The 13,316-nt window shown below is 55.2% G+C and carries 15 protein-coding genes; all 15 read right to left on the minus strand.

Going from position 1 to position 13,316, the window contains the following annotated elements:
• Positions 1-146: 146 nt before the first annotated feature.
• Entirely contained in the window at positions 147-1,637 is a 1,491-nt protein-coding gene (der, locus tag JQR86_RS14425; protein WP_125889365.1) for a ribosome biogenesis GTPase Der, read from the minus strand.
• Between the two features lie 78 nt (positions 1,638-1,715).
• Positions 1,716-2,858 carry an outer membrane protein assembly factor BamB gene (bamB, locus tag JQR86_RS14430; protein ID WP_010797333.1) on the minus strand — a complete coding sequence of 381 codons (1,143 nt, stop codon included), beginning with the start codon at positions 2,856-2,858 and terminating at the stop codon, positions 1,716-1,718.
• On the minus strand, positions 2,858-3,502 hold the full coding sequence (locus JQR86_RS14435; RefSeq protein WP_122043290.1) for a tetratricopeptide repeat protein: 645 nt from the start codon (positions 3,500-3,502) through the stop codon (positions 2,858-2,860). The genes bamB and JQR86_RS14435 overlap by 1 nt, the downstream gene beginning before the upstream one ends.
• Before the next feature lie 9 nt (positions 3,503-3,511).
• Complete coding sequence (hisS, locus tag JQR86_RS14440; RefSeq protein WP_074827980.1) at positions 3,512-4,825, minus strand: histidine--tRNA ligase; 1,314 nt, start codon at positions 4,823-4,825, stop codon at positions 3,512-3,514.
• A gap of 32 nt (positions 4,826-4,857) precedes the next feature.
• The gene (gene ispG / locus JQR86_RS14445) at positions 4,858-5,970 is read right to left on the minus strand and encodes a flavodoxin-dependent (E)-4-hydroxy-3-methylbut-2-enyl-diphosphate synthase (protein WP_010797330.1); all 1,113 of its coding nucleotides are present in this window, start codon (positions 5,968-5,970) and stop codon (positions 4,858-4,860) included.
• Positions 5,971-6,102: 132 nt separating this feature from the next.
• Complete coding sequence (locus tag JQR86_RS14450; RefSeq protein WP_434153785.1) at positions 6,103-7,125, minus strand: RodZ domain-containing protein; 1,023 nt, start codon at positions 7,123-7,125, stop codon at positions 6,103-6,105.
• Complete coding sequence (gene pilW / locus JQR86_RS14455) at positions 7,122-7,883, minus strand: type IV pilus biogenesis/stability protein PilW (protein ID WP_374940292.1); 762 nt, start codon at positions 7,881-7,883, stop codon at positions 7,122-7,124. The genes JQR86_RS14450 and pilW overlap by 4 nt, the downstream gene beginning before the upstream one ends.
• Positions 7,884-7,900: 17 nt before the next feature.
• Positions 7,901-9,046 carry a 23S rRNA (adenine(2503)-C(2))-methyltransferase RlmN gene (gene rlmN / locus JQR86_RS14460; RefSeq protein ID WP_074827970.1) on the minus strand — a complete coding sequence of 382 codons (1,146 nt, stop codon included), beginning with the start codon at positions 9,044-9,046 and terminating at the stop codon, positions 7,901-7,903.
• Between the two features lie 15 nt (positions 9,047-9,061).
• Complete coding sequence (gene ndk / locus JQR86_RS14465) at positions 9,062-9,493, minus strand: nucleoside-diphosphate kinase (protein ID WP_010797326.1); 432 nt, start codon at positions 9,491-9,493, stop codon at positions 9,062-9,064.
• A gap of 89 nt (positions 9,494-9,582) precedes the next feature.
• On the minus strand, positions 9,583-9,783 hold the full coding sequence (gene iscX / locus JQR86_RS14470) for a Fe-S cluster assembly protein IscX (RefSeq protein WP_010797325.1): 201 nt from the start codon (positions 9,781-9,783) through the stop codon (positions 9,583-9,585).
• 11 nt (positions 9,784-9,794) lie between these two features.
• Positions 9,795-10,133, minus strand: coding sequence for an ISC system 2Fe-2S type ferredoxin (gene fdx, locus JQR86_RS14475; protein WP_010797324.1), 339 nt, complete (start codon positions 10,131-10,133; stop codon positions 9,795-9,797).
• Between the two features lie 7 nt (positions 10,134-10,140).
• On the minus strand, positions 10,141-12,000 hold the full coding sequence (gene hscA, locus JQR86_RS14480) for a Fe-S protein assembly chaperone HscA (protein WP_150347909.1): 1,860 nt from the start codon (positions 11,998-12,000) through the stop codon (positions 10,141-10,143).
• Between the two features lie 44 nt (positions 12,001-12,044).
• Positions 12,045-12,566 carry a co-chaperone HscB gene (gene hscB, locus JQR86_RS14485; protein WP_312270238.1) on the minus strand — a complete coding sequence of 174 codons (522 nt, stop codon included), beginning with the start codon at positions 12,564-12,566 and terminating at the stop codon, positions 12,045-12,047.
• Positions 12,567-12,574: 8 nt separating this feature from the next.
• A complete protein-coding gene (iscA, locus tag JQR86_RS14490; protein ID WP_074827960.1) occupies positions 12,575-12,898 on the minus strand; it encodes an iron-sulfur cluster assembly protein IscA in 324 nt (107 codons plus the stop codon).
• 10 nt (positions 12,899-12,908) lie between these two features.
• Positions 12,909-13,295 (minus strand): Fe-S cluster assembly scaffold IscU, encoded by a 387-nt coding sequence (gene iscU, locus JQR86_RS14495; protein ID WP_019365648.1) that lies wholly within the window; start codon positions 13,293-13,295, stop codon positions 12,909-12,911.
• Positions 13,296-13,316: the final 21 nt, after the last annotated feature.

Genomic DNA, 13,316 nt, shown 5'->3' on the forward strand with positions numbered 1-13,316 from the left:
AAGGCGGTCGGCTTCGATGCCGTCGACGGCTCAGCGAAGCACTATGCACCGCTATCATGACTTAAGACTGGCCACTCGGAAGGTGCCCGAGCGGCCTGGTATTCGAACGGGCCAGGCAGCGCTGGCCTGTTACAACAGAGAAGCGACTAGCGACGCTTATCCTTGCGCTTCTTCTCCGCTTTCTTGTGATGGCTCATCAAGCGGCGCTTCTTGTTCACCTGCCGCTCGGTCAGCGTGTTCTTCTTGTCGGCGAAAGGGTTTTCACCTGACTTGAACTCAATGCGAATAGGCGTACCTATCAGCTTCAATACACGGCGATAGGTGTTTTCCAAGTAGCGGACATAGGCGCGCGGGACCGCATCCACTTGGTTACCATGGATAACCAACAGCGGGGGGTTGGCTCCGCCCATGTGCGCATAACGCAGCTTGATTCGACGGCCATTCACCAGCGGCGGCTGGTGCTCCTGTACCGCATCCTCAAGGATCTTGGTCAAACGACTGGTCGGCCAGCGGGTAACGGCCGAAGCGAATGCCTGTTGCACTGACTTGTACAGATGCCCTACGCCGGTACCATGCAGTGCGGAAATGAAATGAATATCTGCGAAATTGGCAAACATCAGGCGGCGTTCGAGTTCGGTCTTCACATAATCGCGCTCACTGGCCTCCATGCCGTCCCACTTGTTGAGCGCAATCACCAGGGCGCGACCGGTTTCCAGTACAAAACCCAACAGGTTCAGATCATGCTCGACTACCCCTTCACGGGCGTCCATCACAAAGATAACGACGTTGGCGTCCTGAATGGCCTGAAGCGTCTTCACAACAGAAAACTTTTCTACCGCTTCGAAGATCTTGCCGCGGCGACGCACACCGGCGGTGTCGATCAGCGTGTACTTCTCTTCGTTGCGCTCGAAGGGAATGTAGATACTGTCGCGAGTCGTGCCGGCCTGGTCATATACGATGACCCGCTCTTCGCCAAGCATGCGGTTGACCAGCGTGGACTTGCCCACGTTGGGACGGCCAATGATGGCGATCTTGATCCCGGCCTTTTCATCTGGTCCTGGAATACGCTTCTCGATGACACTCTCATCCGAAGCCTGATCGCCCTCTTCGTCCTCCGCATCAACAATGAACTCTTCTTCCTCGTCCTTAGGGAAGGAGCCCAGCACCTGCTCAAGCATGCCGTTGATACCGCGGCCATGCGCAGCCGCAATGGTCAGCGCATCACCCAGGCCCATTGGGCTGAATTCAGCCCGGGCAATGTCTGGATCAACTGCGTCGACCTTATTAGCAATCAAAAAGCAGCGCTTATTACGCGTACGCAGATGCTCGGCGATCATCTGATCGCCTGCCGTCATCCCGGCACGGGAATCCACCATGAACAGAACGGCGTCGGCTTCTTCAATGGCCTGAAGCGACTGCTCGGCCATTTTCATATCGATGCCTTCTTCGTCGCCAGAGATACCTCCGGTGTCGACAACGATATACGTCCGACCCTGCCAACGCGCCTCGCCATACTTGCGGTCGCGGGTCAGGCCCGCGATATCGGCCACGATGGCATCACGGGTTTTGGTAAGTCGATTAAACAAGGTGGACTTGCCTACATTAGGGCGTCCTACCAGAGCAATAACGGGAACCATACGGCTCTCCACAGGAATACAGAAAACACAAAGGCCGCTACCGTGAGGGCGATAGCGGCCATACACATACAGGACAGCTTAGCGAATGGTGTAGGCAGCCAGCTTACCGCCGTTGCCGTACACATACATCCAGTCGCCATCCACTAACGGGCGAACCCGAACGCCGCCGTTACCCAGCTTCTGACGACCGGCCATATGACCATCCGTCTGGCTTAGCAGGTGAATATAGCCTTCATAATCACCTACTGCGACGTAGTTCGACAGCACAGCCGGGGCGGACAACATACGACGCGCCAGGGAATCATTGCTCCACAGCGCTGAAGCCGAATTTTGATCTACTGCTTCAACGGTGCCATTTTCCAGGCTTACATATACGTTACCGAAACCTTCAGCGACACCGGTATAGCTGGATGCATCACGTTGCCAGAGCACACGACCGCTCTCAAGATCCAGTCCGGCAACCCGGCCGTGGTACGTGGCCACATACAGCGTAGTACCTGAAAGCAGCAGTCCGCCGTTGATATCAACCATACGATCCAGCTCAGAGCGCCCCTGCGGGATGGCAACCTGCTGCTCCCAGATCGGCAAGCCACGCTGTTCATCCAGCGCAATCACCTTGCCGCTGGCCAGGCCAGCGACAACATAGCGATTGGTTACGACCGGAGCACCTGTGCCACGCAGGGTCAAAACAGGCATGCTCTCCTCATACAGCCAGCGACGGTCACCCGTCTCGGCATCAAGGGCATAAAGCTTGTCGTCCTGAGTCTGGACAGCCACGATGTCACCGTTGCTGACCGGCGGAGCCAGTACTTCACTGGAAACCCTAGCACGCCATTTTTCATCGCCCGAGGTTGCGTCCAGGGCAACGACATCCCCTCTCAACGTACCAACCAGAACCAGCCCGTAGGCAGCGCCGACGCCACCTGAAACAGGCAGGTCCAGCTTTTTCTTCCAAATGATGTCACCGTTTTCACGGTTCAACGCCATGACCAGGCCTTCGTTATCAGTCACGTACAGGGACTGACCGTCAATGGCAGGCGTCAACAGGTTGTAGGTATCACCCTGCCCTTCCCCTACCGAGCGGCTCCATTGCTCCTGCAACTGAACATCGGCCTTGAAGTCCTGCAATTCAGCAGGCGGCAGCTCTTTTTTGCTGTTACTGCTGCACCCGACAGCAGTCAGGGCCAAAGCCAGTAGCGCAACATGTTTCCAACGCAGCATCAGGCATCTCCTTTTGCCAGGTCATCCAGCTTCATCTGCAGCGTGCCTTCGGCGGCATCGGCAGGCAATTCGGACTTGGCTTTTTCATAAGCGGCACGGGCATCGTCGACACGCCCCAGACTGACCAACAGATCACCACGTAACTCTTCGCGGTTGGCGACATAAGGCTCTGCAACCTTGCCTTCCAGTAGTTTCAGGCCATCTTCAGCCTTGCCCTGCGCAGCCAGCACACGCGCCAGACGCTGGCGTGCCAGTTCGCCCACAGTATCATCCGCCGGCTTATCGACAATCGCCTTCAGCTCGTTGGCTGCGTCATCCAGCTTGCCACTCTCAACAGCAACCTTGGCCACGAAAAGACTACCGTATTGGGAATAGGTAGTACCTGAATACTCCTGCTTGAGCTGGTTGGACAGGTCCGTTACCCGAGCGGTATCCGGTTTGCCGCTGGGATCCAGCGCTGCCTGAACCAGCTCCTGATATACGATGGACGCAGCCTGAGACTGATTGGTCTGATTACGCTCCCACCATTGCCAGCCCAGCACGGCCACCAGGGCCACAACGCCACCGGTGAGCAGCGGCTTGCCGTTACGCTGCCACCAATCCTGAAGGTGGGCGACATTTGGATCTTCATTCTGCGAACTCACCGGTCACTCCTATTCGCTTTCGCTGTGTGCGGACGTCTGCTGCTGCAAGCTATCGTGCAGGCGTGCGGACAACTGATCCCAGGCGACCATCTCCTGGGCACTATCATTACGCAAGGGCTTGAGGCCAACCTGGCGCTGCGCCAGCTCATCCTCACCCAGAATCAGAGCAAACCATGCACCGCTCTTGTCTGCCTTCTTGAACTGACTCTTGAAACTTCCGCCGCCAGCATTAACCGCCAGACGCAAGGAAGGCAAGGCCGTACGCAGCTGCTCGGCCAAGGCCAGACCGGCTAGTTCTGCCGCTTCACCAAAGGTGCATAGGTAGATGTCCATCGGACGGCTAAGCTCGGCAGGAATCTTGTTCAGCGTCTCAAGCATCAGCACCAGACGCTCAACACCCATGGCAAAACCAACGCCTGGCGTAGGCTTTCCACCAAACTGAGTGATCAGACCATCGTAGCGTCCGCCAGCGCACACCGTACCTTGTGCGCCCAGCTTATCGGTTACCCACTCGAATACGGTACGACCGTAGTAGTCCAGACCCCGTACAAGCTTCGGATTGATCGTGTACTCGATGCCTGCTGCCTCAAGGCGTGCCTTCAAGCCTTCAAAATGAGCACGAGACTCTTCGTCTAGATAATCCGACAACGTGGGAGCATCGGTCAGCAAGGCCTGTGTCTGGGCATTCTTGCTGTCCAGAATACGCAGGGGATTAGTCGTCAAACGACGCTGACTGTCTTCATCCAGCTGATCGAAATGCTGCTTAAGGTAATCAACCAAGGCATCCCGATAGGCTGCACGCGCTTCGCTTGAACCCAAGCTGTTCAGCTGCAGTGTAACGGCATCATCAATACCCAGCTGCCTCCACAGGCGCGCCGTCATGATGATCAGCTCAGCATCGATATCCGGCCCAGGCAAGTTAAAGACCTCTACGCCAATCTGATGGAACTGGCGATAGCGTCCTTTTTGCGGCTTCTCGTAGCGGAACATGGGTCCCGTATACCAGAGTTTCTGAACCTGGCCACCGCCTGTAAGGCCGTGCTCCAGCACGGCGCGGACACACCCTGCTGTGCCTTCCGGACGCAGCGTCAGCGACTCACCGTTACGGTCGAGAAAAGTATACATTTCCTTGTCGACCACATCGGTGCCCTCGCCGATACCCCGAGCGAACAGCTCGGTGAATTCGAGGATAGGCAGTCGGATTTCCTTGTAGCCGTACCCATCCAGCAAGGTGGCGAAGGTTGTTTCCAGATAGCGCCAGGCTGGCGTCTGCTCTGGCAGTATGTCGTTCATGCCACGAATGGCTTGCAAAGACTTGCTCACTAGGAGTCCTTAATTCAATTCTCTAACGGCATTCAGCTACGGGCAATAACAGCCGCATCCGCTTCCATTTTTTCAGCCGCTTTGCGGCGAATCAGCTGCTCCAGCTCATCCACCAGATTCTCATTGGTCAGCTTTTGTGCAGGCTTGCCATCGATATACACCAGGTTATTAGGCGTGCCGCCAGTCAACCCTACGTGAGCCTCTTTGGCCTCTCCCGGCCCGTTGACCACACAGCCGATAACGGCCACATCTAAGGGAACCAGAAGATCTTCCAAGCGCCCTTCCAGATCATTCATGGTCTTGACCACATCAAAGTTCTGGCGAGAGCAGCTTGGACAGGCGATGAAGTTGATGCCACGTGAGCGTAAGCGCAACGACTTCAGGATATCGAAACCCACCTTGATCTCTTCGACCGGATCCGCCGCCAGGGAGATACGAATGGTATCGCCAATGCCTTCGGCCAGCAGCATGCCCAGGCCAACCGCAGATTTTACGGTGCCGGAACGCAAACCACCTGCCTCGGTGATGCCCAGGTGTAGCGGCTGCTCGATCTGCTTCGCAAGCAAGCGATAAGCCGATACGGCCATGAAGACGTCACTCGCCTTCACACTGACCTTGAAGTTCTGGAAATCCAATTTGTCGAGGTAATCGACATGACGCATGGCTGATTCCAGTAGCGCTTCAGGGGTAGGCTCACCATATTTTTTCTGCAGATCCTTTTCCAGAGAGCCCGCGTTTACGCCGATACGAATCGGAATGTTCTTGTCACGCGCCGCATCGACTACCGCCCTGACCCGGTCTTCACGCCCGATGTTGCCAGGGTTGATACGCAGACAGTCCACACCGAGTTCAGCTACTCGAAGGGCAATTCTGTAATCAAAATGAATGTCTGCAACCAGAGGAACATTCACCTGCTGCTTGATTTGACCGAATGCTTCTGCAGCATCCATGTCGGGAACTGAAACCCGAACGATATCAGCGCCTGCATCTTCCAGACGACGGATTTGCGCAACTGTTGCGGCAACATCACAGGTTTCGGTGTTCGTCATGCTCTGTACCGCGATAGGAGCATCGCCTCCTACCGGCACGGAGCCTACCCAGATCTTTCGAGAAGGGCGACGTTTGATCGGCGATTCGCTATGCATGACAGGACTCTTCTTCCTGATAAATACCAGATCCTTACGGAGACTGGTTAAAACCAGAGAACTATAAAATATGATCCGATAATAAAATCAAAGCGGCAGAATGATGCCGCTTTGATCGTACTGCAATTCTGGTTACTGAGACGCCTGTCCTACTTTGAAGCGAGCAGTTTCCCCACGTACATAGGGCTTGATGTCTACAGGCTGGCCGTTATAGGTAATTTGCGCACCCCGTGCGTAGCCTAAACGAATCTCCACGGGAGCTTTTACCGTTTCAAACTGCAGGGTATCACCCTTTCGTTTGAGGCCACTGTAAATAACTTTCCCCGACGCATCTGTGATCTGCATCCAGCAGTCCGCTACCAGCTGAATGCTCAAGCCTCCCTGCCCTGCCGCTGGCGCAGTTTCGCCGGCTGGCGGCGTGGTAGGCGCAAGCGCAGCATCGGTCGATACAACCGGAGTAGTCGGTGTAACGGCCGTAGCAGGAGCAGCATTCGCAGCGCCATTGGCTGCCGCACCGGAAGCGGTATTGGCTGCAGGCAAAGGCGTTTGCGCAACAGCATTGGCAGCGGGAGCAGTCGGTGTAGCGGGCACACCTGGCTCTGATGCAGCGGGCACCTCAGCCTTTTGAGCTTCCGCCACAGCCTGATCTTCAGGCTCATCAAGCGTATGAATTTCAGTAGTGCCGTCTGCGCTTTCTACTTCGACATGCTCAAGGCTAAGGCCATTACCGCCCATACCAAGCCCGGAGCGCTCCTGCCACCAGAACAGGCCAAGCCCAATGATAACAACGACCAGAATAAAGCTGACGATACGCAGGACATTACGCGACAAGCGCACCGGTTCTTCAACACGGTTTATGGTGTGAACCGTACTGCCTTTGGCATCGGTCCCTGTGTACTGATCGAAGACCTTTACAAGCTCAGCCTGATCAAGCCCCAGCAGCTTCCCATAAGAGCGGACATAACCGCGGGCAAACGTATGCCCTGGCAGCTTTTGATAGTCCCCAGCTTCCAGCAACTCGATGACATGCCCACTCAGATTCATCTGAGCAGCCACTTGAGCGATGCTCCACCCATTGGAAATGCGAGCCTGGCGCAGTATGTCGCCTGGATTACCACGAGCTGACATTACAGCCTCAGGTTGCACATTACTCATCGTTGCTCCGACTGAAGTTGTTTATATTCTTCAGAAGCGGGATAAAGCCGCTTCAATTGCAAGGTATAACTGGCAGCCGTATCGCGATCGTTGAATACTTCGGCCAGACGGATGCCCAGTAAGAGGCTACGCGCATCCTGGGGCGAAATGCGGCTAAATGCTTCGTAATACCCACGTGCAGGTACATACTCACGAGCCGCATAAGAGAGCTGCGCCATTTCCAGCAAAGCCTTGGGTTGGTTGCTGTTCAGTCTCAGCGACTTCTCCAAATACTGGCGTGCCAATTCGGGCTTATTCAACCTTAACGCAGTTAAACCGAGGTTTTCAAAGACTCGCGAGCGTTCAGGGTACAAAGGATCCTGCGAGGCCTCTATGAAACGATCGTAGGCTTCGCTGTATCGCTTCTGCTCAAAAAGAAAGCTTCCGTAATTATTGAGAATACGGGAATCGTTACGGCGTGCTGACATGGCCTTGCGGTATTCTTCGTCAGCCAGTTTGGGCTCCATCTCGGTCTGGAACACCAATGCCAGCGCGGCATGGGCATCAGCGCTCGAGGCGTCAAGCTGCAGGGCCTGTTTCAGCGGGATCTTTGCCTGCTCGGTGTTTCCTTCCTGCAGATAGCCCAGACCCAACTGAATGTAGGCGTCCCGGGCATGATCACGACCTTTTTCCGTACTCAGAGGGTCAGTAGAGCCAGTAGTGACGCAGCCGGTTAAAAGTCCTGCAACTGCCAAAGCCAATACTGCACGCAACATCACTAACCCTCTCCTTTTAATTAATTCTGGCGAACACCCAAAGCCGCATCGTTCTCATTATTCAACTGGCGTACAGCAATGTACCGCTCGCTTCGTCGAGTACGGTCCATAACCTTTCCTACCAGCTGCCCACAGGCTGCATCGATATCATCGCCACGCGTAGTACGCACGGTGACATTGAAACCGGCCTGCTGCAGGAGTTCCTGGAAGCGACGCACCGCATTCTTGCTGGGGCGCTCGTAACCGGAATGAGGGAAAGGATTAAAAGGAATCAGATTGATCTTGCAGGGCACGTTGCGCAGCAATTCAATCATCTGCACAGCATGCTCGGGCTGGTCGTTGACGTCCTTGAGTAGAGTGTACTCAATGGTCAGAACACGTTTTTCACCCAGCTGACCAATGTACCGCTGACAGGCATCCAGCAGCATGGCCAGAGGATACTTGCGATTGATCGGTACCAGCTCGTTGCGCAAGGCGTCGTTGGGCGCATGCAGCGACAGCGCCAGAGACACATCGACGTGCTTGGCCAGCTCTTCAATCATGGGCACAACCCCTGACGTGGATAGCGTTACCTTGCGCTTGGATATTCCATAGCCCAAGTCATCCATCATGATTTGCATGGCAGCTACGACATTGTCGAAATTGAGCAGCGGCTCACCCATGCCCATCATCACGACGTTCGTAATGGCACGGTCGATCTTGGCCGGCACAGTACCAAATGACTTGTTGGCAACCCACACTTGGCCGATGACTTCGGCAGCCGTGAGATTGCTATTGAAACCTTGCTTTCCGGTCGAACAGAAACTGCAGTCAAGTGCACAGCCTGCCTGTGACGAAACACACAGCGTGCCACGCTTGTCCTGAGGAATGTAAACCGTCTCAACGCAGCTACCGGAAGCCACACGAATGACCCACTTGCGGGTGCCATCCGCCGAAATATCTTCACTTACTACTTCGGGGCCACGAACCTCGGCGCAGGCCTTGAGCTTTTCGCGCAAGGCCTTGCCGAGATTACTCATGGCGTCAAAATCATCAACGCCAAAGTGGTGAATCCATTTCATCACTTGGCCGGCACGAAAGCGCTTCTCTCCGATGGACTCGAAGAACTGCTCCATTTGTGGCTGGGTAAGCCCCAGCAGGTTAGTCTTGCCGACTGTATTACTCATGGATTCACCTGTGGATCAGCGAGTGCGCTCGCAAACTTCAGTTGCAGCGAAGAAGTAAGCAATTTCACGGGCAGCCGATGCTTCGGAATCAGAACCGTGAACAGCGTTTTCATCGATGGAAACAGCGAAATCAGCGCGGATGGTACCGGCGTCTGCTTTCTTGGGATCGGTAGCGCCCATCAGCTCACGGTTCTTGGCAATGGCGTTTTCGCCTTCCAGAACCTGAACAACGACCGGACCGGAAGTCATGAAGGACACCAGATCCTTGAAGAAAGGACGCTCTTTGTGCTCAGCATAGAAGCCACCGGCTTCGCGCTCGGAGAGCTGAACCATCTTCGCGGCCACAACGCGCAGGCCAGCCTTTTCGAAGCGAGTGATGATTTCACCAACGACGTTCTTGGCTACAGCGTCCGGCTTGATGATAGAAAGGGTGCGTTGAACAGACATGACAACTCCAAAGTTGGGCATTTAGCAAAAACGAAACCCGCGGATTATACGCGGGCTTCGGTCAAAAGCGTAGGCTAACGAAGAATAGGTTAGTCCGCTTCTTCAATCCACGCAGCCTGGATGGCTTCAAGTACCTTCTCGCCACCCCGCTGGGGGTCATCGTCAAACCCGGGCAGTGCGGTGACCCAGTTACGCAAATTCACGAAATTTACATAGCGGGGATCCACATCCGGGTGAGCTTCGGAAAGAGCGATTGCGATATCCAGCACATCGACCCATTTCATCGCCATGATGATCTTCCTTAGTGACGTTCCGATACCTGATTGATGGTGTAGCGGGGAATTTCAACGACCAAGTCGGCAGTGCCAACCTTTGCCTGACAGGACAGCCGGGACTCCGGCTCCAGTCCCCATGCCTTGTCCAGCATGTCATCTTCAAGCTCGTCAGACGGCTCCATGGAGCCAAAGCCTTCACGAACGACGACATGGCAGGTCGTACAGGCACAAGACATCTCACAGGCATGCTCGACTTCAATACCGTTGCGCAACGCTGCATCGATAATGGTTTCACCTTCTTCGGCCTGGATCACCGCGCCCTCGGGGCAATGCTCTGGGTGGGGCAGAAAAACGATCTGCGGCATGGTGAACTTACTCCTGGATTTCGTTAAGACGACGACCCGCCAGGGCCGCCTTGATCGATGCATCCATCCGGCGAGCCGCGAATGCATCGGTCACTTGGGAAAGACGCTTGGTTTGTACTTCAATAGCAGAGGCATCTGAATGGTCGACAAGACTCTTTAGCTTGTCGATCTCGGCCTCTATAACTTCACGCTCTTCAGCATCCAGCAAACGATCGCCGTCCTCAGCGACAGCCGCCTGGACCGCCTCTAGAAGACGTTGCGCCTCGACTTGCTGCTCACGTAGCACGCGAGCGTTCATGTCATCGCCGGCATTCTGGAAAGAATCCTGCAGCATACGCGCGATTTCACCATCCGTCAGACCATAGGATGGCTTGACCTGGATACTGGCTTCCACACCACTGGAGAGCTCTCGCGCCGAGACGCTCAGCAAGCCGTCCGCATCTACCTGAAAAGTCACACGGATCTTGGCAGCGCCAGCCACCATAGGCGGAATGCCGCGCAGCTCGAAACGAGCCAGCGAACGAGCATCTTTCACCAGCTCTCGCTCACCCTGCAGCACATGAATCATCATGGCTGACTGGCCATCTTTATACGTTGTGAAATCCTGGGCACGTGCCACAGGTATGGTCGTGTTACGCGGGATAATCTTTTCCATCAAACCGCCCATGGTTTCAAGCCCAAGGGAGAGCGGAATGACATCCAGCAGCAAGAGCTCTTCGCCACCACGATTACCCGCCAGGGTATCAGCCTGAATGGCCGCACCGATGGCAACAACCTTATCTGGATCAATGTCCGTCAGTGGCTCGCGACCGAACAGTCTGGCCACTGCGGATCGGACTTGCGGCACGCGAGTGGAGCCACCCACCATGACCACCGCCTTGACTTCCTCAAGCTCGCAACCAGAGTCACGCACTGCGCGACGGCAAGCTTTCAGGCTTCGCGCGATCAACGGCTCGATCAGTGTTTCAAAGTGCTCGCGAGTAAGCTCGCCCTGCCAGGTACCGTAACTGAGCGTAACAGTAGGTTGCGCCGACAATTGCTCTTTGGCCATACAGCCTAATTGCAGTAACTGACGTTGCTCCGAGGGCGACAGATTAGTAGACAGCCCCGCCTGATCGATTACCCAGGTCGCAATGGCATGGTCAAAATCATCACCACCCAAGGCACTATCACCTCCGGTAGCCAGGACTTCGAAAACCCCTTTGCTCAAACGCAAGATGGAAATATCAAATGTGCCGCCACCCAGGTCATAGATCGCAATGAGGCCCTCCGCACCACGATCCAACCCATAGGCCACTGCCGCTGCGGTGGGCTCGTTAAGCAGCCGCAACACATTCAAACCGGCCAGCTTGGCAGCATCCTTGGTCGCTTGGCGCTGCGCGTCATCAAAGTAAGCCGGAACGGTTATTACCGCGCCAACCAATTCACCACCCAGGGTCTTTTCTGCACGCGAACGCAGTACACGAAGGATTTCGGCTGAGACCTCAACAGGACTCTTGAGTCCCTGTATCGTCTCAATGAAAGGCATGTGGGACTCGCCTTCAGCGAATCGATAGGGTAACTGCTCGCCCAACTGCTTGATATCAGCCAGACCGCGACCCATGAAGCGCTTTACGGAAAGAATCGTATTGAAAGGGTCTTGTGCAGCACTTTGCTTGGCTACATCCCCTACTTCAATATCCTTTTCCAGATAGCGAACGGCTGAGGGAAGAATGACACCGCCCTGCTCATCAGGGAGCGGCTCAGAGACGCCGCTGCGCACGGCAGCGACAAGAGAATTCGTAGTGCCCAGATCAATCCCTACCGCCAACTTGCGTTGATGCGGCTTGGGAGCCATTCCAGGTTCGGCAATTTGCAATAAAGCCATTGCTATTCAGCTTGTGCTAGGGGCGCCTTTAAGCAGGCGCCAGATTAATCGTCGAGGCGCTCTTCCAACTGACGCACTTCGCTGCTCAGCTTGTCGAGAAACTGCATGCGGCGAACAAGCCGTTCTGCAATTTCCTGTTTCGAAGCGTTCTCCCAACACGAATCGAACTCATGCTCGAGTTCAGCCTGGGATTTCTTCAAACGCTGTTTGAAGGGCGCGATACCATCAACGTCCCCCTCATCCTGCAATTCCTCCAACTCTTCACGCCACTGCATCTGCTGAAGGAGAAAGTCGGGATCCTGGATAGTCGCCTCAACAAGCATTTCATGCCCTTGAAGCGACAGCAGGTAACGGGCTCGCCGCGAGGGAGTCTTGAGAACGTGATACGCCTCGTTCAACTGCGCCGCACGCTCCAGTGCCTGTCGCCGCTCCCGCTCGGGGGCATCGGCAAAGCGATCAGGATGCACTGTACGCGCAAGCTCACGATAGCGACTCGAAAGCTGCTCGAGATCAAGCGCAAAAGACGGCTTGAGATCGAACAAGGCAAAGTGACAAGGCGTTCCCACGGGCGACCTCAAACGTTGAAGCTTTCGCCGCAGCCACACTCACCGCGCACGTTAGGGTTATTGAACTTGAATCCCTCGTTGAGTCCTTCCTTGACGAAGTCCAGTTCGGTACCGTCAAGGTAGACAAGGCTCTTCGGATCAATGATGACCTTGACGCCATGGCTTTCGAACACCTGATCTTCTTCAGCCAGCGTATCAACGAATTCCAGCACATAGGCCAAGCCCGAACATCCGGTGGTACGTACGCCCAGACGGATACCTTCGCCTTTGCCGCGTCCTTCCAGAGAACGCTGCACGTGACGTGCAGCAGATTCAGTCATGCTAATGGCCATCAGTGCCTCCTCAAGCCAAACCTTTCTTCTGCTTATAGTCCTGCACCGCCGCCTTGATGGCGTCTTCGGCCAGAACCGAGCAGTGAATCTTGACCGGAGGCAAAGCTAGCTCTTCAGCAATCATGGAGTTCTTGATCGCCTCTGCCTCATCGATGGTCTTGCCCTTCATCCACTCGGTAGCGAGCGAGCTGGAAGCGATGGCAGAGCCACAGCCATAGGTCTTGAAGCGTGCATCTTCGATGATGCCCTGATCGTTGACCTTGATCTGCAGACGCATGACATCACCACACGCCGGCGCACCAACCATGCCTGTTCCGACGTCAGGATCTTCGGCATCGAATTTGCCAACGTTACGCGGGTTTTCGTAGTGATCGATTACTTTATCGCTGTAAGCCATTTCTCAATCCTCACTCATCAG

Origin of the sequence: Pseudomonas sp. JZ134 (assembly GCF_051027695.1) — a bacterium.
GTDB lineage: Bacteria > Pseudomonadota > Gammaproteobacteria > Pseudomonadales > Pseudomonadaceae > Chryseomonas > Chryseomonas luteola.